This is a genomic window from Paenibacillus sp. PCH8 (genome assembly GCF_002968835.1).
Classification (GTDB): Bacteria; Bacillota; Bacilli; order Paenibacillales; family Paenibacillaceae; genus Paenibacillus.
Genome location: NZ_PKQK01000002.1, coordinates 993,487 through 1,020,243 on the forward strand (window position 1 = coordinate 993,487; position 26,757 = coordinate 1,020,243).

19 protein-coding genes and 1 pseudogene are annotated in these 26,757 nt (G+C 47.6%); 9 read left to right on the top strand and 11 right to left on the bottom strand.

Annotation, left to right across the window (positions count from 1 at the left end; genetic code table 11):
* The first annotated feature begins 175 nt into the window (after positions 1 to 175).
* The 3 genes from C0Q44_RS17235 (at position 176) to C0Q44_RS17245 (ending at position 4,189) form a co-directional block, all read left to right on the top strand.
* Positions 176 to 511, top strand: coding sequence for a MarR family transcriptional regulator (locus C0Q44_RS17235; protein ID WP_105408454.1), 336 nt, complete (start codon positions 176 to 178; stop codon positions 509 to 511).
* 95 nt (positions 512 to 606) lie between these two features.
* A complete protein-coding gene (locus tag C0Q44_RS17240; RefSeq protein ID WP_105408455.1) occupies positions 607 to 2,382 on the top strand; it encodes an ABC transporter ATP-binding protein in 1,776 nt (591 codons plus the stop codon).
* The gene (locus tag C0Q44_RS17245) at positions 2,366 to 4,189 is read left to right on the top strand and encodes an ABC transporter ATP-binding protein (RefSeq protein WP_374955107.1); all 1,824 of its coding nucleotides are present in this window, start codon (positions 2,366 to 2,368) and stop codon (positions 4,187 to 4,189) included. The genes C0Q44_RS17240 and C0Q44_RS17245 overlap by 17 nt, the downstream gene beginning before the upstream one ends.
* Before the next feature lie 265 nt (positions 4,190 to 4,454).
* Here the strand turns inward: C0Q44_RS17245 and C0Q44_RS17250 are convergent, their stop codons facing one another.
* The gene (locus C0Q44_RS17250) at positions 4,455 to 6,026 is read right to left on the bottom strand and encodes an ATP-binding protein (RefSeq protein WP_258166381.1); all 1,572 of its coding nucleotides are present in this window, start codon (positions 6,024 to 6,026) and stop codon (positions 4,455 to 4,457) included.
* 261 nt (positions 6,027 to 6,287) lie between these two features.
* Between C0Q44_RS17250 and C0Q44_RS17255 the strand changes: the two genes are divergently transcribed.
* Positions 6,288 to 6,623, top strand: a complete 336-nt coding sequence (locus tag C0Q44_RS17255; RefSeq protein ID WP_105408457.1) for a hypothetical protein — start codon at positions 6,288 to 6,290, stop codon at positions 6,621 to 6,623.
* 93 nt (positions 6,624 to 6,716) lie between these two features.
* Here the strand turns inward: C0Q44_RS17255 and mglC are convergent, their stop codons facing one another.
* The 6 genes and pseudogenes from mglC to C0Q44_RS17285 all read right to left on the bottom strand — a co-directional run bounded on the left by mglC (position 6,717) and on the right by C0Q44_RS17285 (position 15,201).
* Positions 6,717 to 7,736, bottom strand: coding sequence for a galactose/methyl galactoside ABC transporter permease MglC (mglC, locus tag C0Q44_RS17260; RefSeq protein ID WP_105408458.1), 1,020 nt, complete (start codon positions 7,734 to 7,736; stop codon positions 6,717 to 6,719).
* Between the two features lie 15 nt (positions 7,737 to 7,751).
* Positions 7,752 to 9,256, bottom strand: a pseudogene (locus tag C0Q44_RS17265) (sugar ABC transporter ATP-binding protein).
* A 76-nt stretch (positions 9,257 to 9,332) separates the two neighbouring features.
* A complete protein-coding gene (locus C0Q44_RS17270) occupies positions 9,333 to 10,394 on the bottom strand; it encodes a galactose ABC transporter substrate-binding protein (RefSeq protein WP_105408459.1) in 1,062 nt (353 codons plus the stop codon).
* Positions 10,395 to 10,503: 109 nt separating this feature from the next.
* The gene (locus C0Q44_RS17275; RefSeq protein WP_181151042.1) at positions 10,504 to 11,670 is read right to left on the bottom strand and encodes a substrate-binding domain-containing protein; all 1,167 of its coding nucleotides are present in this window, start codon (positions 11,668 to 11,670) and stop codon (positions 10,504 to 10,506) included.
* The gene (locus C0Q44_RS17280; RefSeq protein ID WP_105408461.1) at positions 11,651 to 13,474 is read right to left on the bottom strand and encodes a cache domain-containing sensor histidine kinase; all 1,824 of its coding nucleotides are present in this window, start codon (positions 13,472 to 13,474) and stop codon (positions 11,651 to 11,653) included. The genes C0Q44_RS17275 and C0Q44_RS17280 overlap by 20 nt, the downstream gene beginning before the upstream one ends.
* Positions 13,471 to 15,201: a response regulator transcription factor gene (locus C0Q44_RS17285; RefSeq protein WP_105408462.1), complete on the bottom strand. Its 1,731-nt coding sequence runs from the start codon at positions 15,199 to 15,201 to the stop codon at positions 13,471 to 13,473. Before C0Q44_RS17285 ends, C0Q44_RS17280 begins: the two co-directional genes overlap by 4 nt.
* Before the next feature lie 440 nt (positions 15,202 to 15,641).
* Here C0Q44_RS17285 and C0Q44_RS17290 point away from each other — a divergent pair, with 440 nt between their 5' ends.
* Positions 15,642 to 15,842: a cold-shock protein gene (locus C0Q44_RS17290; RefSeq protein WP_017690333.1), complete on the top strand. Its 201-nt coding sequence runs from the start codon at positions 15,642 to 15,644 to the stop codon at positions 15,840 to 15,842.
* A gap of 107 nt (positions 15,843 to 15,949) precedes the next feature.
* Entirely contained in the window at positions 15,950 to 16,222 is a 273-nt protein-coding gene (locus tag C0Q44_RS17295) for an HU family DNA-binding protein (RefSeq protein ID WP_105408463.1), read from the top strand.
* Positions 16,223 to 16,625: 403 nt separating this feature from the next.
* On the opposite strand, the gene C0Q44_RS17300 is transcribed toward C0Q44_RS17295, so the two are convergent.
* Both C0Q44_RS17300 and C0Q44_RS17305 read right to left on the bottom strand, forming a co-directional pair.
* Positions 16,626 to 17,276, bottom strand: coding sequence for a Vat family streptogramin A O-acetyltransferase (locus C0Q44_RS17300; RefSeq protein ID WP_181151053.1), 651 nt, complete (start codon positions 17,274 to 17,276; stop codon positions 16,626 to 16,628).
* A gap of 283 nt (positions 17,277 to 17,559) precedes the next feature.
* Positions 17,560 to 19,956 carry a glycoside hydrolase family 95 protein gene (locus tag C0Q44_RS17305; protein ID WP_105408465.1) on the bottom strand — a complete coding sequence of 799 codons (2,397 nt, stop codon included), beginning with the start codon at positions 19,954 to 19,956 and terminating at the stop codon, positions 17,560 to 17,562.
* A 271-nt stretch (positions 19,957 to 20,227) separates the two neighbouring features.
* On the opposite strand from C0Q44_RS17305, the gene C0Q44_RS17310 reads away from it, so the two are divergent.
* From C0Q44_RS17310 to C0Q44_RS17320, 3 genes are all read left to right on the top strand, one after another.
* Positions 20,228 to 20,749 (top strand): hypothetical protein, encoded by a 522-nt coding sequence (locus tag C0Q44_RS17310; protein WP_105408466.1) that lies wholly within the window; start codon positions 20,228 to 20,230, stop codon positions 20,747 to 20,749.
* 71 nt (positions 20,750 to 20,820) lie between these two features.
* On the top strand, positions 20,821 to 21,498 hold the full coding sequence (locus C0Q44_RS17315) for an ATP-binding cassette domain-containing protein (protein ID WP_105408467.1): 678 nt from the start codon (positions 20,821 to 20,823) through the stop codon (positions 21,496 to 21,498).
* Positions 21,470 to 22,426 (top strand): ABC transporter permease subunit, encoded by a 957-nt coding sequence (locus C0Q44_RS17320; protein WP_105408468.1) that lies wholly within the window; start codon positions 21,470 to 21,472, stop codon positions 22,424 to 22,426. The genes C0Q44_RS17315 and C0Q44_RS17320 overlap by 29 nt, the downstream gene beginning before the upstream one ends.
* A gap of 109 nt (positions 22,427 to 22,535) precedes the next feature.
* Here C0Q44_RS17320 and C0Q44_RS17325 read toward each other — a convergent pair whose 3' ends face one another.
* Entirely contained in the window at positions 22,536 to 22,706 is a 171-nt protein-coding gene (locus tag C0Q44_RS17325; protein WP_374955112.1) for a copper amine oxidase N-terminal domain-containing protein, read from the bottom strand.
* A 1-nt stretch (position 22,707) separates the two neighbouring features.
* Positions 22,708 to 26,757: CBM96 family carbohydrate-binding protein (locus tag C0Q44_RS17330; protein WP_105408469.1), on the bottom strand; the 4,050-nt coding region annotated here is incomplete at its 5' end.

The window sequence follows — 26,757 nt, forward strand, 5'->3', positions numbered from 1 at the left end:
ATGGATTGGCTTGACGATATGTCAGATCAAACTTATGATTTAGTTAGTCGACTAACTAACGGATAGGAGCAGTATATATGAATCCAGTCCAGAATGAACGGTTAATGGAGCAATTGTCCGAACTCGTGAAGCTGAAACGTTACAAGGTTCATGAGAAACTTGTGAACCACCCGAGTTGTACCCGGGACAGCCTCCTTTGCTGTTCCAGCTTGAACGGGAAGATGGTAAGTCCCAGAAAAATCTGGCCGAACAACTTCAGCGCAGTCCCGCAACGGTAACGGTGATGCTCAAGCGCATGGAGATATCCGGTTATGTGAGACGTGAAGCGGACCCGAAGGATCTGCGCAGTTTGCGAGTATTCCTGACGGATCAGGGGCGCTCTGCACTACGAGAATTGAGAGAAGTGGTTCAGGAGTTGGAACAGCAGGCCCAGAAAGATTTTACACCGGAAGAATCCCGGCTGATGTCTGCACTCGCGCAGCGTATGCTCCAAAACCTGCGTGAAGCTTGAGGTGATACATACTTGCGATATCGTTTAAAACAATATACTTGCAGGTATTATGAAATTGATTCACTTATGAAATGAAGATTGAGGTGATTTCCTAATTGTGGACGTTAAAACGATTCTTAACCCCTTATAAGTCGGCGGCGATTCTCGCCCCGCTGCTCATGGTACTTGAGGTTGCCATGGACCTGCTCCAACCCAAGCTGATGTCCAGCATCGTGGATGATGGTGTACTTGCAGGGAACCTGTCCCATATCGTCACTACAGGCCTGTTCATGTTGCTCGTTGCGTTAATCGGCTGGATTGGCGGCGCAGGCTGCACACTTTATTCAAGCAGAGCTGCCGTTGGGTACGGTACGGATCTGCGCCAGGAGTTATTTGACCATATTCAGACCTTCTCCTTCCGCAATCTGGATACGTTCCAGGAAGGATCTCTGATTACCCGTCTGACCAGTGATATAACCCAGATGCAAACGTTCGTGCAGATGCTGCTGCGGATGTTTATCCGTTCGCCGATGCTGATTATCGGCAGTATTATTATGGCATTTACGATCAGTGTGAAGCTGGCTTTGATTCTTATTGCCACTGTGCCGGTACTGTTTATTATTTTATTTATCCTGATAAAAGCCTCCTACCCGCTGTTCGCCAGTGTTCAGGATAAGCTCGATAAGGTCAACGGCGTTCTTCAGGAGAACCTTGCCGGTATCCGTGTCGTCAAAGCCTTTGCACGTGCACGTCTGGAGAGAAAGCGGTTCAAGCAATCCAATGAAGATTACACCACAACGGCCGTGAAGGCCTGGCGTATCGTAACACTGAATGCACCCGTACTTGGCTTGATGCTGAACGCTACCATTGTGGCCGTGCTATGGTTTGGCGGTTTTCAGGTGGTAGGCGGCGATATTGCTGCCGGGGATCTGATTGCTTTTATCAACTATGTCACGGTTGTACTCTCGTCTCTCACTTCAATCGGCATGATGATGATGAGCTTCTCCCGTGCCAAGGTCTCGGCTGCGCGAATCAACGAGGTACTTCATACACAGCCCGATATTCAGTCGGGAACCGATGTCTCCGACACGATGCGGCCAACCCGTGACGCGGGCCACCAGCAACCGTCTCCCCTTTCCTCGGGTTCAGCGGGTCAAGTGGAATTCAGAGATGTGTCCTTCCGTTATGACGGAGAACATACACTCACAGGCATTAATCTGATGGCTCGCCCCGGTGAAAAAGTAGCGTTACTTGGTTCAACAGGTTCAGGTAAAACCTCGCTGGTGCAGCTGATCCCTCGTCTGTATGATGCTTCGCAGGGTGAAGTTCTCGTGAATGGAGTGAACGTTCGCCACTGGGATCTTCAGGATCTTCGCAGTCGCGTGTCCATTGTGTTGCAGGAATCCATCCTGTTCAGTGGCAGCATTCGGGATAATATATGCTTCGGTCGGCCCCATGCGACGGATGCCGAGATGCGCGTTGCAGCACAGGCTGCGGCAGCCGACGATTTTATTATGAAACTGACGGATGGATATGACACGGAGCTGGGTCAGCGCGGGGTCAACCTCTCAGGTGGACAAAAACAGCGTATATCCATTGCACGCGCTCTGCTTATGCAACCGGAAGTGTTGATTCTGGATGACAGTACAAGTGCTGTCGATCTGCGTACAGAAGCGAGCATTCAGAGGGCTTTGCAGTCCCTGATGAAAGACAGTACGACCTTTTTGATCGCACAACGGATCTCTTCCGTGAAGGATGCAGACTGCATATATGTGCTGGATGAAGGCCAGATCGTTGCTCAAGGTACACATGATCATCTCATGGCTCATTCGTCACATTACCAATCCATCTATTATTCACAGCAACGGAAGGAGGATGCTCAATTTGGCTAAACATACAACTCCCTCCAACCATCAAACCGTCGTACCCCCGATTGGAAGATTCGGTCCACCAGGCAGAGAACCTGTCCCCAAAGTCAGAGCCCATAATGCCCGTCATGCTCTAATCCGGGTGTGGTCCTATATGGGACGTCATCGCAAAGGGGTTATTGTAGCTCTCATACTTACAGCTCTGGGTACGTTGCTGAATCTGGCAGGACCCTACCTTCTCGGCCGTGCTGTTAATGAACATATCGTTCCCAAAGTAACGGACGGTCTGCTGAAGGAATGTCTTCTCTTGCTTAGTGTTTATGTCCTTGGATCGCTCCTGATGTGGGCTCAATCCTATGTCATGATTGGCGTGTCCCAACTGACCGTCAAGGATCTTAGGCATGCATTGTTCTCGCGTCTACAACAGCTGCCTATCCACTTCTTTGATAAAAATCAAAGCGGGGATCTCATGAGCCGGGCTACCAATGATATCGATAACGTGTCCACCACGCTGAATCAAAGTGTAACCCAATTGATGTCCAGTGCCATTTTGCTCGTTGGCTCCTTGTCGATTATGCTTGCGCTGGATGTTCGGCTTACCCTGCTCAGTCTGGTTACGGTACCCTTAATCACCATCGCCACTCGACTGATTGCTTCGAAGACGCGCAAACACTTTACAGCCCAGCAGAGATTACTTGGTGAGCTTAACGGATATGCTCAAGAAACGATTGCCGGACAGAAAGTCTTAGCGGCCTATAACCGTCAGGATCAGGCACACCACCATTTCAAGAGCATGAATGAGAAACTACGCACGTCCAGCACTCAGGCTCAAAGCGTTTCGGGTCTGGTTGGGCCTACAATGAACGTGTTTAATAACATCGGATTTGCCATACTGGCTTCGGTTGGTGGATGGATGGCCTATCATGATCTGACCTCCATCGGACTGATTGTCAGCTTTCTCGCATACTCCCGACAGATTGAACGGCCGATCAACGATCTGGCCAATCAATACAATCTGATTCAGGCAGCGATTGCAGGTGCCGAACGCGTATTTCAGATTATGGATACGCCGTCTGAGTATGTGGAGGAACAGAAGAAACAACTGGATCACATTCAGGGTGACGTTGTATTTGAGGATGTCTCCTTCGGATACAGTGCAGAGAGAGACATTCTGAAGAAGCTGAGCTTCACCGCTAAGGCTGGCGAGATGATCGCACTTGTGGGACCCACCGGAGCAGGCAAAACGACCATCATTAACTTGTTGCCCCGATTCTACGAGCTTACAGGTGGACGAATTACCATCGATGGACAGGACATCTCTGAACTGGAGAAGGATCAGCTGCGACGGCAACTCGGCATCGTGCTTCAGGATGCTTATCTGTTCTCCGGCACCATCCGTGATAATCTCGCCTATGGCAAGCCGGATGCAACCGATGAAATGATCCGGCAAGCGGCCATACTTGCGAATGCACATTCGTTCATCCGCAAACTGTCGCAGGGCTACGACACTCCGATTATTTCTGGAGGAAGCAACTTGAGTCAGGGCCAGCGACAGTTGTTAACGATCGCCCGAGCCATTCTCGCTGACCCTGCCATTCTGATCCTGGATGAAGCAACGAGCAGCATTGATACACGTACCGAAATGCAGATCCAGCAAGCCATGCGCACCTTGATGAAGGATCGTACCAGCTTCGTTATCGCCCACAGGTTGAGCACCATTCGCGAAGCCGATCAGATTCTGGTCATTGATGATGGACAGATTGCTGAGCGAGGAAGCCATGACGAGTTAATGCAGCAACAGGGATTCTACTATCAATTACATCAGGGATAGCTCAGTTCATTGGTTACACGGGGGACTTGTCGTGTCATGTGGATTCAGCCCTAGCTATGCATAAACCAAACGCCGCATGGAGTTCTCTTGAACCCCGTGCGGCGTTTTCACTTTATTTTTTTCTGTTACTCTACTCTTCTGCTATCATAGTACTCCTCCGTTCCTTTATGCTGGGTGACTACATTTCGCTGATCTTGTTCTGCCGTTGTTCTGTTTGGGTTCTGTTTTAGTTGAGACGTTGCTGCTTCTGGCTCTTCGGAACATACTACATATCCACAGGCAGATGAAGCGTGAAGGTGGAGCCAATGCCCATTTCGCTATGGACGGTAATTTTCCCGTTATGGTCCTGCACAATTTTCTGACAGAGCGCCAATCCGAGTCCGGTGCCTTCTTCTTTTGTCGTATAGAACGGATTGAATATGGAAGTTAAAGAATTCTCCGGAATCCCGCTGCCCGTATCTGTAATTGAGATAAGCACCTTGTCCCCCTCCTGCAACAAATTCATATGTACCTCACCGGGGTCTGTCATCGCTTCAAATGCATTACGAATAAGGTTTATCAATACCTGCACAATTTTGTCCCGATCCATGTTGATCACGACCGGTCCACCATTCATTTCGAGTGTAATTCGATGCCCGCGGGATGCCGCATCCGACTCGGTCAGAGACATGACCCGTTCGAGGCAGTTTCCCAACTGCTCTGGCTTCATATGATTGACATGCGGCTTGGAAAACTGTAAGAATTCAGCCGTCAGATCCGTTACTCTGGTCACCTCACCCATAATGACTTCATACCATGGTGCGATATTGAAGGCTTGTCCACGTGACAGTTGCAGGAATCCCCGAATCGCCGTAAGCGGGTTCCGGATTTCGTGAGCCATACCAGCGGCCAGTTCACCTACGGCCCTTAGTCTTTCGGAACGAAAGACTTCTTCTTCATTCTTCAGCCACTTACTGTGCTGGTGTTGAAGTAGCCTGTCCTCGGCAATCGTCATAAATTGCTCCAATGGCTCCGACGTTTCCGAGAATAGCGAGATACTATAGCTAACCTGCAGCCTTTGGAGCTGAACAGACAGCAATGATGCCAAGCGTTCTTCAATATCTTGCATTTTCGGCAAAACGACTGCAAACCGATCTCCCGCATATCGGGATACACCATACGCCTCCGGGAATTGATTGGTAATCATCTTGCCTGTACCCGTGATTACCGAACACCAGGGATCATCCGATTCTTTCTTAAATCCGCTATAATTATTGACGTTCAAAAGAACAAGTACAAAGGACCGTTGCGCTTCTACGGTCTTATTTAACACCTCCATATAACCCGCATAGTTCAACAGTCCCGTTAACTGATCATGAAGGGTGAGGAATCGATTTTTCTCACGAAGTCTGCGTTTCTCGGTCTCGCTGTTAATCAGGGTGTGATACAAAAAAACGATGACCACCGAGGTTAACAGGTCAAACAGGGAAACCAGCAACGCGTACGTATCAATAGGTATATAGGAAAGACGAATCACCGTATATTGCAACATGAGCAGCAGTGAAATGGGTATGGTCTGCGCTACACGTTGTTTGTCCTGGATCATCGAAATAATGAGCACATAATACAACATGTTGCACCAGTTCAGTCCACTGAAATAATGGAATATCCCGAGAATGATCCAATGAAACTTCCGCAACACAGGATATCGTCTTTCTCCATAGATACTCGCTATTAACACAGCGCCTGCAAGCAACATTATTGACAGATTAGGGGTAAGCCTTAGGACATAAGAGGACAGAATGACAAGCAGACAGCCCAGTGGGAATATCACCATTTTCAACGTGTAACTTAGCAAATAGCCTCGCCCCCTTTGACATTTAACTCACATCTAACAACTTATGTACATGTATTATATCGATAATGATTAGCTGATGTTGTCGATTAGTGGAGGATCGTCAAATTCGCAAGAATGTATAATTTATAAAGATAATAGGACATGTAATGTAATTGAAATTCATTAATATTACAAATAATCCCTTTTCAAGCCGTGTTATTGTGTTACTATATATATGTATGGATTAATTTAGGAAAATCTCTTGGTTATGGAGGAATTTTCATGATAACACAACGAAAACCACTGGGTCTCGGAACCCTCTCACTACTTGTTCTCGCGATGGGTCTCGCTTTTAACTTTCCATGGGGAGCAACGAAGTTTATGTTCAGTCATTACCTTTTCGACTTCATACATTTGCCTATTTATAGCAACGGAACTCAAGGACTTCACATCCCCTTTGTAATCGCAGCCCTCTTCTGGATTCCGACCTTTCTGATCGCCAGAAAATATCGCGCCCATTGGGGCACCGGTGTATCTTATAACGTCGCCGGATTTATGTTGCTCTTATGCATCATTGGACCGTTTATCCACGTCATCGATTGGATGGTCAACGGTTAAACAATGAAAGCCAGCTCTCTATATCCCGAGGGCTGGCTTCTTTGCTGCTTTTCCATATAAATTTTTACGCCACAACGGAGAGTGCAGAACCATTTATTTCTTCGCCATATATTTACGGATGTCAAAAGCCACCGCAGCGACAATAATCAATCCTTTGATAATCAACTGCCAGTATGGATTCACGCCGATAAAGGTCAGGCCGTAGTTAATAACCCCAAAGATCAGCACACCCGCCATCACTCCAGGCACTGTTCCGATACCGCCAGCCGTTGACACACCGCCTACCACACATGCGGCAATCGCATCCAGCTCATACATGTTACCGTAATTGTTCGTGGCCCCACCGGTTCGTGCTGCCTCCAGCACACCACCCAGACCATACAATGCACCCGCAATGGCATACAGGGCAACCAGGTTGCGTGCCACATGTATTCCGGATACATGTGCTGCCTGAATGTTGCCGCCGATCGCGTACATGTTTTTGCCGAGACGTGTCTTGTTAAAAACAACCCAGCAGATCATGGCTACCGCAATCGCAATCAGTACAATATACGGGATGGAGTACCCACCGCCGAGATCAATGTAACCAGAACCAATGGCGGTGAAGTCCGGTCTTAGTCCGCCAATCGGCTGCGATTGATTCGGTTCCGTGTCAAAATAAATAGAGTTCAGTCCGTACACGGCCACCATGGTACCCAGCGTAGCGATAAAAGGAGGCACATGTAATTTGGCAATGATCAGTCCATTCACGAGTCCCACGAACAGACCCGCTGTAATGCCAACAAGGATAGGCACAATCACCCATAACTGAGGCAGATCGGGGAAGAAGCGGTTCGCATACTCGTCAATTTGCAGCATGGATGCCGATACCACAGCCGTCAGACCAACCACCCGTCCAGCCGACAGATCGACACCACCCGTGACAAGGATAAAGGCTGCCCCGAGTGCAATAATGGCCCGAGTGGAGGACTGCTGTAATATATCCCGTAGTGTGGAGAAAGCGAGAAAGTTCGGATCGGCAATAGCTATGCCAATGATGAGCAGAATCAGTACGATAAAGATGGCTCGCTGTGTTACATATTGCTTCACTTGATTGATCATCTGTGGGTTCATCTGTTTCCCTCCTGACTAAGCCATCCGCTGCTGCGCGGCCAGCCTCATAATATCCTGCTCGGTAGCCTCGGCTCCGTCTACAATTCCGGTTAGACGTCCTTCGCTCATGACCATAATGCGATCCGACATACCTAACAGTTCCGGCATCTCGGAGCTAATCATAATAATACTTTTACCTTGACGGACCAGCTCGGTAATAATGGTGTAGATCTCGAACTTGGCTCCCACATCAATTCCACGCGTTGGTTCGTCGAGTAGTAGAATCTCCGGGTCGGTCAGCAACCAGCGGGCGAGTAGAACCTTCTGCTGATTACCACCCGAAAGGTTTCGAATCAGCGTGTTAACCGAAGGCGTTTTGGTTCTGAATTTCTGCATCTGCTCTCGTGCTTCCTCGCGTCCCTTTTTCTCGTCCAGCAATCCCACGCGATTACGGTAACGCCCCAGACTCGCGATGATTGTATTCTCATACACCGACAACACCGGGAATATTCCCGTAACCCTTCGCTCTTCGGTCAACAGCGCGATGTTGTGACGCTTCGCAGCAGCGGGCGAATTAATCTTCACCTTGCGCCCATGAATCGATATGCTGCCTGAAGCGAGTCCCTCAATCCAAACAGCGATTCAATTAACTCCGTCCGCTGTGCTCCAACCAGACCGCCAATCCCAAGCACTTCACCCTTGCGCAGCTCAAAAGATACCTCACGAAACGAGTTGGACTGATTCGAAGTCAGTCCTTCGGCCTTCAATATTACTTCACCCGGTACGTTCGTCCGTTCCGGGAACCGCTCATTCATATCACGGCCAACCATACGTGTAATGATCAGATCTGTCGTTAGATCGGCAGCATCCCATGTCCCGACAACAAAGCCGTCGCGCATAATCGTGACCTCATCCGAGATCGTCAGAATTTCCTCCATCTTGTGCGAAATATAGATAATGGATACCCCGCGACTGCGCAGCTCATTAATGATGGCGAAGAGCTGTTCCACTTCCTTGCCTGTCAGGGAAGAGGTGGGTTCATCCATGACGATGACTTTGGAATTAAACGAGACCGCCTTGGCAATTTCCATCGATTGAATTTTGGACACGGACAGCGTTCTGGCCTGAGCCTTCGGATCAATATCCAGATTCAAATCCTGGAACAGGGACAGTGTATCGGTGTACATCCGTTTCTCATCTACCAGCCAGGCTCTCATTGGAAAACGCCCCAGCCATATATTCTCCATCACCGGACGATGAGGGACCGGATTCAACTCCTGATGAATCATGGATATGCCATGCTGAAGGGCTGCCTTCGAATTCGGTATATCCACGTCCTCTCCATCGATGCGTACCGTTCCTTCATCTGGCCGATACATGCCGAACAAGCATTTCATGAGCGTGGATTTGCCCGCTCCATTTTCTCCCATCAACGCATGAACTGTTCCCGGCTTCACCTTCAACGTGACTTGACTTAGTGCCTGCACACCGGGAAAAGCTTTGGAGATTCCGTTCATCTCCAGCAGGTAAGGTGATTCCATCTTGTATGCTCCCCTTCCTTATGACCGGCAGAAAAAGGGACGCTACCCGAATGACGGACGTCCCTGTCTGCTGCTGTTATTGGGCGTCGGCGATGTTGTCTTTCGTAATTTTTTTGTATGCAATCCAGACGTATTTCCCATCTGTAATGTCGAATTGGGTGTTTTCCTTCGTTGGTGTCTCGCCTTTGGCAAGAACAGCAGCCAGTGCCACCGTTGCTGCGCCCTGATTCTTGGCGTCATTCAGAACTGTACCGAGCATCGTACCATCTTGCAGAGCCTGAATGGCAGGTGCCGTTGCATCCACACCAACGACTGGCATGGATTTGCCATCCTTGAAGTACCCCGCTGCTTTCAGCGCTTCAATGGCGCCCAAGGCCATATCGTCATTATTCGCAAGCACGGCTTCAATCTTTTCACCATGGGAAGCAAGGAATGCCTGCATTTTCTCCTGCCCTTTCACCCTGTCCCACATGGCTGTGTCTTCCGCCAGTGCTTCCACTTCGATACCGGCATCCTGGATCGCTTGAACGGAATATTTGGTCCGCAGTTCCGCATCCTGGTGACCCGGTTCCCCTTTCAGCATGACGTATTGCAGCTTGCCATCCCCGTTTTTGTCTGCTTCCGGATGTGCCTTCCAGTAATCCACAATCAGCTGCCCGGAGATCGTGCCTGATTCCTCCGCTTTCGCTCCTACGTAGTACACTTTATCCCACTTGTTCATGTCTTCTGCCACCGGCTCGCGGTTGAGAAATACGACTGGAATGTTGGCTGCCTTGGCCTTGTCAATGATGACGCCAGCTGCCGTCCGGTCTACCGGGTTCACAGCCATCGCATTGTATTTCTTGGATACGAACAGATCAACTTTCTCATTCTGAGTCGGCTGTGCATTCTGGCTGTCCACGATATCCAGGGTCGCCACGCCTTCTGCTGCTGCGGTCATCGCATTACGCACACCCGTCATGAATGTATCATCGAATTTGTAGATGGCGACGCCAATCTTGGGCGTTTCTGTTCCACCTGCCGCCTGACCACCTGTCTCTGTTCCTGTATTGCCACCTGCGCTGTCTCCACCACTGCTGCACCCCGCCGCCACAACCATAAAAGCTGTAAGTAACAATGTCATCCACGTCTTCTTCATATCCTAATGACCTCCCCCAAGTTCATTCGGCTTCACCGATATCTTTATTATGAAAGGGTTTACAATACATTCAAATACAATATCTTCACCTGTTCTATCGAAATCTTCCTCATTGTACAAAAGGAAACAGCAACTTCTGGTTATCCATCCAGAACATATTGTCGGTACTAACCACCTTCGTCTCCAGAGTCACTCTCGCCTGCACCTGTTGATTATTCAGCCTTGCAACAGCCTGATTCAGGCCCAGATACCCTGCACTGTACCCATTCTGCACGATGAGATGTTCAAAGACACCTTCCTGCAATTGCTCCAGTTGCTCCTGCTCGCTGCCAAACCCAACAATTCTGACCTTGTCCGCAGATTTGCGTCGGTTCAGTTCATCCGCTGCTCCAAGGGAAGCAGGTTCCTGTAGTGCAATGAAGCCATTCACTTGCTGCTGGTCCAGCAACTGCTTGGCGGCCTGCCAACAACCATCCCGCGTATTGCATACCGATTTGAGTTCCACTTGAATCCCGGGATACTGTGCCAAGGCTTCCATAACTCCCTGCTCCCTGTGAACCAAACCCGCGTTGAGCGGATCAGGCCCCATTAACGCAACATGTCCTCGTCCTTCCAGAAGTTCCGCCATGGCCTGCCCCGCCTGCCTGCCCGCTTCCAGATTATCCATGGAGATTACGCTGGTTATGCCCTTCACGGGAAACTCATCATTAAGCACGATGACGGGAATAATGGCTCCATCGGAATTCGTTGTCTTTGCCTTCTGAATGATGTCGCTAAGTGCCTTCACACTCAGGGGATCGACCAATAGAGCCGAGGCCCCCTGCTTCAGAGCCAAAGCTGCGGCTTCCACCTGAGCATACTCTCGCGCACTACGAGATAGTGTTCTTCTATCTGCATTGGCTGGCTTGACCTGGATCTGGCTCTCGGTAGTGTCCGGGATGGAGAGCGTGTACATATTGCCGTCGGAAGGGTAGGCTTCGACCGTAATCAGTTCCGCCCCGTTCTCCTTGGCAGCCGCTTCGGCACCAAGCCGAATGGCTTCCGCAAGTTCCCCTGTTCCAGCAGGGGTGATCAGCGCAATACGTGGCGGTAACGCCGTTGCATCAGGACTTGATATGCCACAGGCTGCACACAATAGCAGCAGACAGCCGCTTCCGGCTATTCGATGTACTGATCGCCATCTCAGGAATGTAGATAAGGGTACATCAATTCGTTTTAGCATGTTTAGAAATGTACGGATTGTTCCACTGCCCCTGTTAACCATGATGTCCATCATTGGGCTCGCCCTCCTTCTGCTCTGATTGAACGGGAATCCGAATCCAAACGGTGGTACCCTCTTCCAGCTCACTTGTGAATTCAAGACCATAGCTCTCGCCGTAATAGAGACGTATACGGTCATGTACATTGCGTACAGCGACACCTGATCCTGCACCGCTTTTGACTACAGGACGACCACTTATTAATCCCGACATCTGCTCCTCCGTCATACCCACACCATTATCCGTGATGCGAAACACCAGCTTGTTGTCCTCACGATATACATCAATCTCGATACATCCCTCGTCCATGTGATACTCGATGCCATGAACAATAGCGTTTTCAATCAGGGGTTGAAGCACCAGCTTCAATGTCAAGCAATCCAGCAGCGTCTCATCTGCCATGATCCTGAAGTTGAATTTGCGCTTGAATCTCATCTGTTGAATTGTCAGATAATGCTGGGCATGCTCCAGTTCTTCCCTGATGGTGATAATCGTTTTTCCCTGACTGAGACTGATGCGAAACAAGCGTGAGAGTGACGTAATCATCGTAATCACTTCCTCATTGCGGCTCATGCCTACCATGCGCACCACGGAATTCAGGGTGTTATATAGAAAATGCGGATTGATCTGAGCCTGCAAGGCTTCCAGCTCCAGACGTCGCTTCTGCTCCTGTTCATGAATGATCTCATCCATCAAGGTGCGAATTTTATTAACCATGAGGTTAAAGCGACGGGATAGACGTTCCACTTCAAGCGGTCCTTCAATAGGCAACTCCACGTTGAAATCCCCGCGCTCCACAGCCTTCATCTTCCGTTCCATTCGCCGAATCGGACGAGTCAGACTGGAGGACAGGAACAGGGATACCAGGATGCCCAGTACCAGCACAACCACCAATACACGAACCAGATAGCCAGTGACTTCCTGGCGAGTTGTCATAATCTCATCCAGATAGGCGACACCGACAATTTTCCATCCGATATTGGCGACGGACTTCACGGTATTCAGCCTTTTCTGTCCCTCTGCTTCATCTTCATAACTGCCGGTTGCCACCAGAGCCTGTTCAATATTCTCGCTTTTGAGTCCCATATACATTAATTGTTGCTGCGGATGATACACGATATTGCCCGCACTCTCATCAATAATATAGACGTATCCCCGTTGCCCCAGACTGACTCGGCGGCTCAGTTCATCCATCTGTTTGAAGTTGATATCGACCAGCAGGATCACCTGCAGATCCTGTCCATTTTCCCTTATCGTAATGCCTTTGCTCATGGAAACGACCCATCTGTATGGGCCTGTGTACATATTCTGAATATGAGGCAATGAGAAACTAAGATGATCTGGCACGCGAAGGGCAGACTGAAACCACCCTTGCTGTGTCACATGGGCACTCGGTTTTAATTCGGCCGAAGGTCTGTTCTTGAGCAAATGTCCAGTAGAGTCAAGAAGGGTAATCGAGATGATATCCTCACGGCTGCTGAGCAGTATATCGAGTTGTTTGTCCACCTGATCCCCTTCCCATATCCCGTCACGCAGCATGTGTTCCTCAATCGCACGGTACAGATGAGACATACTGCGTACGTAATCCTCCAGGTTATAACTGACCTGATCTACAATCTGTCTCGTCGTCAGTTCCGCACTTCGCTCGGCAGCCTGCGTGAATTTGTCGTGCAGAAGCATCGCCATAATGGTCAACACCAATACAATGAAGACAGAGAAGGACCACGTTATGATAGAACGGATACTGCTGACCCTGGATGAACGCAGACGAGAGCGCAAGCGACATCCTATGGACTTCACCCATCTGATCAAGGATCTCATCGTACTGAACCTTCGCTTGCCGCCTGGGGAGCCTGTTTACGATACTCTTTGGGCGAGACACCGATGTGTTTTTTGAAACAAAAGCTGAAATAATTCGGTTCGGCGAAGCCGACCTGTTCCGCAATCTGAAACGACTTCAGCTCGGTCGAGCGAAGCAGTTCGCGGGCTGCCTCCATGCGAATCTGCATCAGATATTGCAGGAAGGTGAGCTGTACTTCTTTTTTGAAAATGCCACAAAAATAACCGGAGCTGATATGCAGATGTCCGCATACCTTCTGAATGGACAGGTCAGGATCGGCATAGTGCTCTTTGGTGAAGGTTAACGCCTGTTCCACAATATCCTTGTATACGTGCTGGCGACCGCTCGCAATGCGATGTTGTACGAGCAGACAGACCTCCCGTACCTTCTCCTGTGCCTCGGACAATCCGGGCAGTCGGAACAGATCCGCATACAACTGGAATCCTGCACCAAAGATATCTTCCATGGCTTCTCCTGATGCTTGTGCAGCCTTCCATACCATCGTTAACACTTCTATTAGATACAGCTGAATGTCACTTCGCCCATGCTCCACCGTAATTTCCCTGAAAATGATCGCAAGCGTCTCCTCCAGCTCCACCTGTGTGCCCGCCTTCAGACAACGCGTCAGCGTCTGCTGCTTCAACTCGTCAAATCGCAGTTTGCCCGCTGTCTGGCGCTCCACATCCGCAATATATATGATCGAATCAGTCCCGGGAACTAGCCGGTAATCCAGTGCCAGCAGGGCATCTTCATAGGCATGATTCACATCCGCAAGGGTATCCACAATCTGACCAGATCCCACTGTGGCCGGGATGCGCAAATAGTGGTTGATACTACGCATGACATTTTCCAGCGCCTTCTGTTGCCGCTTCGCCCCATCTGTCCCACCCCACCGATCCACGTAGAGCAGTACAACGGCCTCCTGATGCATAAATGCATGACCAGCCCCATGTTCCGACCAGACTTCTGCCGCAATATTAAGTGCAGCGAACTGTTTCAGTTCAGCATCTTCCGATTGACGCAAGGAACCTCCAGGTACAATGACCTCTGGCTGATCTGCTTGCTCTGATGCTGTTTTCATATGTCGCTGTGGATCATTAGATATTCCTTCGTGCTTCTCCTTCTTCGTGTCTCCATCCATATGAAGTGTTAATACGGATACACCGTATCTTTCCCCTGCCAGATCCAATCCGCATTGTTTGGCTTTGCTATGAATATAGGTCGAGGATTTCTGACGATGGAGCAGCGTTGCCATGAGATCTGCCTGCAATAACGGCAAACTGGCATGATAGTGCTCACGTAGCTGCTGTACATCTTCACGCTCGGCCACTTCAGCCGCCATCTGGGCACGCAGTCTTGTAAGCAGCTCGGTCAGGTGCCCTGCCGAGAACGGCTTCAGCAGATATTCATCCACACTCAGCGAGACGGCTTGCCTGGCATAATCAAATTCATCATATCCGGTCAAAATAACGACTTTCACCAGTGGATTCCGCATCCGCAATCTTCGTGCCAATTCCAATCCATCCATAAAAGGCATGCTGATATCCGTAACCACAATATCCGGCTCTACCCGTTCCGCCATCTCCAGCGCTTCCCGCCCATTCTCTGCCAAACCGACAATCCGCAGATCGAGTGCTTCCCAATCGACCTCTACCACTAACCCTTCGCGTACATCTTCTTCATCATCCACCAGCAGCACCCGGTACACGTTCATATCCCTCCCTTTTATCTGACGGGCATAAGCCCGAGCAATTATAGATAAGTAAACTTGTCGCATCATTTAATAATGGTTATGTAGAGAAGCTCTAATGTTGCCATCATAATATACAATATTATCGGAAATATGTAATCGCTTTCTTCATTAGGAGTGAGGCAGCCCTAACGATGTTCTCCTTGTTAATCTTCCTGATTGGCAAGCATATGTATAACTTCCTCGATCGTCGATTTCCGCTCAACCAAAACGGTCGATGACTGACTCAATATTAAAAACCTCCAAATCTTGACTTATATTCGCGGACATGGTATTATCATATCAATCGATACATTAGTGGACATCAAGTCTGCGGTTTACAAGGAACCTGGTGAGTGTTAACTTAATTTATACTCGTCGTAATGTTCGGCAAAAACTTATTTTTTTGGAGGAATCACATGCAAACAGGTACAGTTAAATGGTTCAACGCGGATAAAGGCTTCGGCTTTATCGAAACTGAAGAAGGAACAGACGTATTCGTTCATTTCAGTGCAATTCAAGGTGAAGGTTACAAATCATTGGACGAAGGACAACGCGTTCAATTTGAAGTAACTCAAGGCAACCGTGGACCACAAGCTGAGAACGTTACTAAACTTTAATTATATGAAGGCTGCCTTTTAACAAGGCAGCTTTTTATTTATAACCATATTGCACACGTTAAACTGTTATCCACCATTGAATCTACATTGAAAGTGAGGTATTACCCATGGACAAAGAACAATTGATCGTAGAAGTTGCCAAGGCTGGCGGTTTCTCTAAGAAGAACGCTGAAAAAGCTGTAACCGTTGTACTCGATTCCATTCTCGAAGCTCTAAAAGAAGGTAAAGAAGTTCAATTGGTTGGATTCGGGAAGTTCGAAGTGCGTGACCGTGAGGCAAGAACGGGAAGAAGCCGCAAAACAGGTAAAGAAATACAACTCCCTGCAGGTAAAGTTCCTGTGTTCACAGCAGGAATAAGCATGAAGGAAGCTTTAAATTAAGCAATGCAACACCCATTGAAAAGAGGTTTTTATTCAAACACACAATGATAATATGGATTTAAATGTCGTGTTTTCTACCGTTGATGATATCATTAACTTTTATTCCGGCAAGCAGACGAACCCGAATAATACAGAAAATCACTCCCATGGTAAACCCTCATCAGCGGATTCTGAACATCCCCTGCGACCATCCACTCGCTAAACGTATATACTCATCTTGGACAACAAGAGGTCCTGTTCCGCTCCAAACGGTCCAGGGCCTGATTTGTTTTAAGCACGAGTATTTGTATCCTCACTTTCTTCATATCTTTGTCGAAGTACATTCAGAGTAACCAAGTGCCTGGTCAAATAAAGCTGGCTCCGTCAGGAACCAGCCGTTTTCTCGTTTCTTTGTCAACCCATCCTACTTGCTATTAAGCAATTCGCGTAATGTCTGTGAATCGTATCCGGAGACCAATCGTTCCAGATGAGCATCCAGCCACGTCTCATCCTGATCCCACCATTTCAGTTCCAGCAGCATTGCAATGGTTTCTTCGTCAAAACGCTTTTTGATAAACTTCGCTGGATTACCACCAACGATCGTATAAGGCTCGATATCCTTAACAACTGTCGAATTGGAGGCAACAATGGCACCATCTCCGATGGTAACACCAGGCATGATCGTCACATTTTGCCCAAGCCAGACATCGTTCCCAAGGTTGGTATCGCCCTTATAAGGGAGCTGCTCAAGCGTTGGTGTCACACGCTCCCACCCTCCGCCGAAAATGTTGAACGGATAGGTTGTCACGCCCTCCATTCGGTGATTCGCACCATTCATAATGAATGTCACACCTTCTGCAATCGCACAGAAATTGCCGATCACGAGACGATCACCTATGAAGTCATAATGATGCTGGATCCGGTCATAGAATTGCTCCGGCGAATTCGTATTATCGCTATAATACGTATAATCACCGATGTCTACATTGGAACGCGGTGGCAAGTTTTGAATGTAACAGACCGTGCGGATATTCTCATTCGGGAAAAGTTTTGTTTTATCAGGGGCCACAGGTATTCCCTCCTTTCCCCTTATTGTAACAGATATTAGATTTTGAACGGCCGACAGCACGCTCCCCTTCATAATTACACTTACTGCCACAGCTGAAGAGAAGACGATAAATATACTGATAACAACCAAACTAATTTTGGTACCGATGCTCATGCTTCGGATAACAGCACATACTGGAATATTAAACCAGACCAAAAAGGTCACACCTTCTCTGTTAACCAGAAAAAGTGTGACCCATAACTATATAGATATACAGTTGTAATTCTGCTATTCCCAATCCATGACCCTGTTACGCTGGATCAGGTACGATTCGATATCGCTCATCAGGAGAGGTCTGGAAGGTGTATACGCCCTTCTCCACATTCGCCGAGTCAACTTTCACTGTCGAACCATCCACTGTAAATATGCCGAATGGACGTGACCCGTGAATTCGGATTGTACATGTATTCCCCTGCTCAGATAAGACCTCGGCCTCCATTAACTGACCCTGGGCCCAATGCATGTTTACTTCGAATCCGCCTCGGGCGCGCACGCCTTTCACATTCCCGTCCGGCCAAGCATCCGGTAGTGCCGGCAACAACTCCAACTGATCTTCGTGGGATTGCAGCAACATCTCCAGTATGCCCGCAGTTGCCGCGAAATTACCATCGATCTGGAACGGCGGATGTGCATCAAACAAGTTCGGGTACACCCCGCCCTTCTGAGATGGACGCTTCTCATCTTCTCTCACCAGATTCAGTAAATTGTGGATCAATTGGAGTGAACGATTGCCGTCACGGAAACGAGCCCATAATCCAATCTTCCAGCCCAGACTCCAGCCGGTGCCTCCATCCCCGCGCAGCTCTAATGAACGCCGGGCAGCCTCAAATAATTCTGGTGTCTTCTCAGCAGTCAACTGACGTCCCGGGAATACACCAAACAGATGGGATACATGACGATGATGCACATCCTCATCTTCGAAGTCCACGGACCATTCCTGCAATTGACCACGGTTACCAATCTGGAGCGGCAACAAGCGTTCACGCGCCTGGACAAGCTCCTGCCTGAATTCTTCGTCCATCTCCAGAATGGCTATGGCATCGATACAATTCGTGAATACATCCCACATAAGTTCAAGGTCCATAGAAGCCGCCGCACTTACGGCTGCCATACCATCTGCAGTACGGAATTTGTGCTCAGGAGACGTTGAAGGAGATGTGATCAGATGTCCATCCTTGTTCTCATGTAACCAATCCAGCCCGAACCGTGCAGCTTCTTTCATAATCGGATAAGCCTGTTCCCTCAGATAATATTCATCTTGTCCGAAGGTGTAATGCTCCCACATATGCTGGGCAAGCCATACGCCACCCAACGGCCACATGACCCACGACGGATCACCGTCACCAAAGTCCCCAACAGGGCAGGTCTGGGCCCAGATATCCGTATTATGGTGGGCTGTCCAACCGCGCGCTCCATAATTGACTGCTGCGGTTGTCTTTCCGTTCTCCGCCAATTGACCAATCAGTTTCAGCAGTGGTTCATGGCATTCTGCCAGATTACTTGTCTCCGCAGGCCAGTAGTTCATCTCGGCATTAATATTCAAAGTATAATTGCTGCTCCATGGTGCCCGTGTCTCCTTGTTCCATATGCCCTGCAGGTTGGCTGCCTGCGAGCCGGGCCGTGAACTGGAGATTAACAAATACCGTCCATACTGGAACAAAAGTTCAACAAGTCCACGGTCACTGCCGCCGTATTGTTCAATCCGTTGATCGGTTGACAGCTCTTCAGGGGCACGATCCCCTTCCAGATGCAGTTCAACCCGGTGATATAGATTCTGGTAGTCTTCCACGTGAGCTTGACGCAGCTCTTCGTAATCTAGTAAGGAAGCTTGGCGAATAGTCTCCTGTGTGATCGGGGCTGGGTCTTGTCCGTTTTTCCCCGGTGAACGATCATATCCGCTGAAGCTGGTTGCCGCACTCACCCACAGTGTAGCCGTTGTAGCATTGGTAACATGCAGGCCGCTTCCATCCACCCGGCTGCTGCCTCCCTCCAGACTGACGTGAATTCTCGCTTCAAATGACATCGCCTCCGTATTGCCCTCTTCTCCATATACAATAGGATGGTCTACGTTGGTATACGATGGTGCAACATGCTCAGGAGCAATTCCGCGCATAACCGTCTGATGTTCAGATACGGAGAGGGATGCACGCAACGGGCTGTCCATCTGCGTACGGAAACTAAGCAGTCCCGGTGTGCTCGAAGTCAGACGGATCACAATCACCTGATGTGGATGCGAAGCAAATACTTCACGTGTGTACCGGGTTTCCCCAACCTTGTATGTTGTACGTGCGATGGCTTCATCGAGATCCAGCTCTCTGCTATAGGCTTGATGGCTGTTCCCATGTTCCATGCGAATATGCAAATAACCAAGCGGCAGATAGGATTCGGTGTAAGCTCCCATCATTTGTTTGCTCAATGCATCAGCTTCGACATAACGCTGTTCCTGAATCAGTTTACGAATCTCAGGCAAATGCTCCAGGGCTCCCGGATTATTGTTGTCTCGGGGAAAACCGGACCATAACGTATCCTCATTTAACTGGATCGTTTCCTGTTCTACCGTGCCGTATACCATTCCACCCAGTCTGCCGTTCCCGACTGGAAGCGCTTCCGTCCAAACTCGTGCGGGTCTGCCGTATTGGAGCTTCATCAAGATATTCCTCCTTCATTTATGCTAATGACGTTTATAATGATCTGCTTTGTATTATAGCTTATTTGCCGGGAGATTGAAGTATATAATCCATCTTTTATTATGGGCGCAGGAATTATTCAGAAATCACATGAGAAATGCTAGAGACAAACCTTTAATGAATCTTAGATAAACAAATTACAAAAATTATTTTTTTTACAAATAAATGTATACTTTTGTCATTTTATTTGGTAATGTTTAAAAGTATTATAATTATATAGGATGTTTTTGAATGAAATTATCGCGCATTTTACCAAAATTTGCATCAGGTGCTTTGGCTTTAAGTTTATTATTCTCTGTTTCCCCAATTTTCGCTTCGGGTGTTCAGGACCTCACTCCGGATCAACTTGAAGTAATTGAAGCAGCAAACAATGCTACACTTAGTCAAGTAATTAAGAAGAATATTAGTGGTGACAATGTTAGCTCATTAGCGGCAGCTGCTTCCCCTTATTCAGTAAAATTATCTAGAGGTAGTTTTCTCGCTTGGTCCGATGCGGTGGTAGATTGGACTGCAAACGCAACTCAAATTACATCGAGTAGTGGTAGCCAAGATTCAGGGTTTGTATTTCCAAATACTGTTAAAAAAGGAGGGATAACCAAGCAATCTTCGTCTGCTGCTTCTTACCATATCTATCTTTCTAAAACTACCATCGGAGCCGGAGTAGTCACTCCTTGGGGAGATGTAAATGTCTACGAGTCTGACTTTTCTGATTACATTAAAGTGTTCAAAGATGGAACAGCTACTAACTACTAAAATACTTATAACAACTGAAAACAACGACCATTTACAATGGTCGTTGTTTTCAGTTATGAGAGGTGACAACTATGATAACTATATCTAAACTATCAAAAGAATATAAAAAACAAGTTGTTTTCAATAATATAGAATTACAAATTCCCGAAAATAAAATTACATTTATTTCAGGGCCTAATGGTTCTGGAAAAAGCACTTTACTAAAATGTCTTTTAAATCTCGAAAATTATCATGGTGAAATTAAATATAATGATCAACCTTTAGAAAAAGTTAGAGAACAGGTCTTGGTTGTTTATGATAATAGTCCTCTTTATCACAATTTAACGGGGCTTCAAAATTTAGAATTATTATCTAATCAAACATCTAACAAAATACATGAAAAAAATCATAATATATTAATGCCACATTTTCTTAAACCGGAAATTCTAAAAAATAAAGTTAAATCTTATTCTCTGGGACAAAGAAAAAAATTAAGTCTAATGATCGCTTTGGTAACTAAGCCAAAATACTTATTTCTAGATGAAGCTTCCAATGGATTAGATCATGATACGCTGATCGACCTCAAAATTATATTAGAAACATTGTCAGGAGATACCACAATTGTAGCAATAGGACATCATTTTGAGTATTACACTTCCATCATAGACGATCTAATCTTAATTCATGATCAATCTGCGATCCAAATCAAAGATTTCAAACTTCAAGAGGGGGAAGGATTGAATGACATCTACAAACGTTACATTAAATAGTACAAAAAAAGAATTGAAATACCAATGGTATTCTCACATAATATGGATCGTTGTAATTATTTCTGTCTTCATTTCTTTACTCAATATATATAACTTAAAATCAAAGGCTGCGAGTTCTTATGAGCTATATGTTAAAACTTATAATTTGTATAAAGAAGAAGGTATGGACGTTGATAAAATGCTAGATATGCCAATAAATATCAGTGGCACTGGTTCCGAACAAGTTGTGGATAATCCTGTACGTTATCGTTTAGCTGAGGCAGGTGATGCTATAGGATTACTCAAAAATAGTTCAATTATCACAAATACTTTAGAATGGATGACATTTGTTTTTTTCCCAATTATTTTTGTGATTTATTCTATATATATAGCTTCTTATGATTATAAATATAAAACGATTAGAATAAAAGCAACTCAAATGTCTTCATCAAAATTAATTACATCAAAATTACTCTCCTTATATTTAGGAGTTTTAATTATTTTTGTTACGACAACACTCGTTTCATTCATGGCAGGATATTTGTTCCACCAACAACTTATCAATGAAATTCCTAATGACATTTTAGCAAGATTCAATACTAGCCTAGATCATAACAACTTAATTGTTCAACTTTTATTCAGTTTAATGATAAGCCTCATCTTTGCATCAATCGGTTTTCTACTGGGTATTTTATTTAAATCTGCTCTTATACCTGTCATTCTATTTTTTGTATACGATTTTATAGTTCCCGTGCTTGGAAAATATGATATTCGTAACATTATTTCCGTAATAGCCCATGACATTTTTGATTTTAAAGGTAGATTTCAATTATTCAAACCTACCCCTGTTTCTGAAATAACCTCTTTTAGTATTCTAATTATTGTTTTTGTATTATCTATTTTGTTATCATACGTATGCTTTTCTCGGCAAAGTAAATATAGCATGTGAAATTTATGATTCCTTCTGCCGGAAAAGCGAAGCAAAAAGGGATTCGATCTGACCATCGAATCCCTTTTCTCATTCTCCATAGAACAACGTTGCTCGACCGGAAATACTTTTATTTGGATATAAGACTCATTTGTGCAGCGGATTGATTCCAATCCACGGTCAGCCCCAGTCCTTCAAAGATAAAACGTACCGGCACAAGTGTGCGACTGTTTTGGATCATGGCTGGGGCATCAATTTCAAGTGTCTCACCATTCACTGTTGCCGTGCTGCTTTTCCGAATTTCACAACTCCGTTTCCGTCACACCCGCCGCCTTGTAATAATCCTCATTCAAGTTACTCAGTATATTGTCCTTCAGCACAATGCCAACCCCGGCGAAGAGTCCGATTCCGTTCGTATTACCTTCGATACGGTTATTTTCAATCCGCACATTCTCGGGGTTTCCTTCGCCAACATTACCTGCTCCAGCGTCGCCTTTGTCACGCTCAAGCCGCACACCCCAGTAATTGCTGCCGGTATTGTTCTGGATCACATTACCGCGAATCATCGTGCCTGGTCCGTTCAGTACTTTAATTCCTGCCGCATCTGCAATCGTGGTTGTATTCTCGATGAGATTATCCTCGATTACTGTATCAGGGGTGCCCATAATTACCGAAATGCCAATTTGGCTATTCGTGATTGTGTTGTCATGAATGTAGTTTCCTTTGCCTGACTTGCTATGGTTGCTAGGTGCTGAACCTCCGGTATTGCCGAGTCCAATCCCTGCACCTGTCAGCACATCCGTAATCACATTGCCGGAGATTTCATTCAAATACTCCAGTTCACCATGAAGATCGATGGCATCCAGCTTCGTTCCGTTAAATGTATTGCCACGCAGCACGTTATTATGAGCCACAAACTGGATCAATGCTCCATGTCTGAGATAAGGACCCTTAAATGTGCTGTCCTCCACCACATTCCATAACGTATCATTGTCAAAGCCTAGTCGATCCGTCTTGGCCGTCCCTTGAATGGAAATTCCGTATCCTGAACCCCCCGGGCCCAGATCTGTCGCATTGCGGAATGTTGCATCCTTCACCACGACATCACGGCTATGTTCGATGCGGATAGCCATTCGTTTGAATTTCTCCACAATCACGCTGTCGATTGTAATGTCATAGGATGGAGCCTCACCATAGCTTGCGATGTGAATCATGCTATCCGGCCCGCCTGCGGAGGGATTATTGGATTGGTGATCGGTCGTGTAGCTGCCTGACCAGGATGAAGTTAGGGTCATGTTGGATACGAGAATACTGTGCTGAGCCGCTGCTTTCAGGACGGTGCTGCCGGTCACCTGATCCAGCGATGTCTTGAGCAGGGTTCCTTCACGGCTCTCACCTCGCAGGTTTACCCCGGATTTAAGCATCAGATTGGTGGTTCCATCCGGCCCGGATAACAAATTGTATACTCCATTGGGTAAAAACACTTCATCACCGACGTTGGCCTCATCCATGGCAGCCTGTATAGCGGGGCGGTCATCGCTCGTATTGTCAGCCGAATCTGCTCCATAATCCCGTACATCAATTGTACGTCCAGTCACGGCATGTGGAGCATGGACAACATGTGGTGTGCCATCTGTTTCCGTCAGACCTGGGGCAATAAATGGCATCGTCCCCTCAGGTGGTTGTGGCACGATGTATGGAATCAGGGCAACCGGCGTTCCTCCCCCTGCAAAAGGCGCATACAGATGCACATCGGTCAGACTCGTATAAATACTAGCATCGGAATTGCCATGCCCGGTGATCCGTACATAACGTGCAAAAGTGTCCGGGATATCAAGAGCCTGCATTTCTGTTGTATCCCCACTACTTTCTCCGCTGAATACCTGGGTCCAATGCTCACCGTCAACAGACGTTTCTATCTCTAAGAAGGTCTTTCGGACATCCCCTTTGTACAAACTAATCCCAACATAGCCAACTTGCAATACCTGCTCGAGATCAAATGTGATCCATTGCCCCTCTCCGGCAACAGACCAGCGTGTATAGCTGTTATTGTCGATGGTATTGATCGGCAGGTTGCCGTCGCTGCCGCTTGCCGAGACGGAAGCCACAGGCAGAGACGTTACCGGAACGACAAGAGTGGCTATATCGGTGGATAGATCACTGCTGACGTTGCCTGCCTCGTCAATCGCTCTCACTTGAAACGTGTACGATGTTCCGGCTGTAAGTCCGCTGTCCCGGAATGACTGCTTACCTTGTTCAGCCAGCAAAACTCCATCCCGATAAATTCGGTAGGCAGATACAGCCGTATCATCGCTGGCAGCAGGCCATCTCAGTTCTGCAAAATTCATTCCCCAGTTGCGAATCTCAAGTTCCGCTCCCTGCTCCCACTCCGGTGACTGGGTATCACTACCCTCTTCTATTAAAGCAACGACAGATAACTGCGGACGTGGATTGCTCGTTCCGTTGGCTTCTTTGGTATATACGTTCACGGAGACACCTGTTGCCCCCGCATCCGCGAGCAGAAATGCAAACTGCCCCGCATTTGGACGACTTTTCACATAATTGGTTACATCCACTTCATAGACAGACGGGCTTCCACTACGATCTGCTGTGACCTGGAATGTGCCAACCAGCGAACTTTCGTTGAGAATTTGGACTGGCGCATTCGACCAGGTTAGTGATGATTCGCTCCAGTTCGTTGCATCCAAACCGTACAGGGACAATTCCGTATCCGTATTCGCCGTGCCTTTCTTCGCGGCAATCCGCAATCGATACCGATCTGTCTCAGGCTCATTTCCGGTCATGTCAAACTTGAAATACACATATTTCTTGGTGGATGAAGTGGAGGAAATGCTCAGTAATCCGGTGCTAGATCCCGTAGCCTGATTGAAATTCAGATCAGGCTTGCCGCTGTCAATCGCCGCATCATCACTTGGCAGCTTGCTGGCTATGACCTTCTCAAGCAACGCTCGTTTTTCTTTACCTTCTTCATCTTCAGGTGAAGTATCTTCTCCATTGCTTTTGAATATAATTGGCTCGGTAACGACCCGGTTCTTCACATGTTCATCCAGGAAGGCCCACGCCTCTGCATTAGCCGTCTCGGATGCCGTTCCTGTAAACCCATGGCCCTGACCCGGTACGATCTTCAGATCCACAATCGGCACACCCGCGGATTGAAGCTGTCCCGCAAAAGTAACGCTGTCCGTGTAGGGAATAGTGGCGTCAGCATTGCCATGCCGAATCCAGAACGGCGGATCATCTGGTGAAGCATACGTGCCCGGCATGGCAAGTCTGGCCTGTTCCGGAACATCGAATGCGCGATGTCCGCCAAAGAGAGACGTTACCGAGCTATAGTTATTGGCAAATGTCGTCGTAAAATCAGCAGGTCCGTACCAGTCGGCTACAGCCTGCACTTTATCCGAATACTCAGGCCATCCGCCAGAACCTTCAAGATCAGGTACCTCTACCGTTGCTCCTGTATCGAGCACTACCGTATCACCGGCGACCACGTCCCCTGTTGTCCCGAGTAATGCAGCCAGATGGCCGCCCGCAGATGAGCCCCAGACGCCGATACGACTCGGGTCCAGATTGTACTGGGCTGCATTCGCTCGCAAATATCGGATAGCAAGCTTCACATCCTGAATCTGGGCAGGGAAAGCAGCCTCAGATGTCAGCCGGTAGTCCAGAGATACACCGATGTAACCGCGTTTGAGTACATAATTGCATATGGAGTTCAATGCCTGCTTCCGATCCCCGTGATTCCACCCACCTCCATGGATATAGATCATAACTGGCATCGGTTCAGATGCCGCTGTCTCGGAAACCGCAATGGATGAATACATTGCCCGCCCACCAGCCATGCCAATCTCTACATCCTCATATAAAGTTACTCCTGACGGTGGCGTAAATTCAGTAGTTTCTTCTCCAGGCTGCACAGGGGATGGGGCAGGCGTTATGCCTGGGATGGCCTGACCGTAAATGGCAACATTGTCGATATACATATTAGCCTGCATCACACCTCCTGTCCGAAAACGAATGTTCACTGTACTGTTATTGTTCGCTTCCGCACCCAGTGACCAGCTTTTAAGTGTATTGCCCTCTTTGTTCTTCACATCCGGAGTACCTGGAGGAAGTTCATACGTCTCCAGCGTTGCCCAGGAAATACCTCCGTCCTTCGACCACTCAATCATCACGCTTCCACTTATATAGGAGGAAGCACGCGTGTAGTAGCTTAGTCGGATATTTCCATATCCGGTCAGATTTAGCGGCAGCGCGAGGGCATCGGTTCCGTCCATCTTGACCATGTTGGGCAGCGACGGAGCGGTTGTGGAAGAAGACGTTTTGGCCTTGCT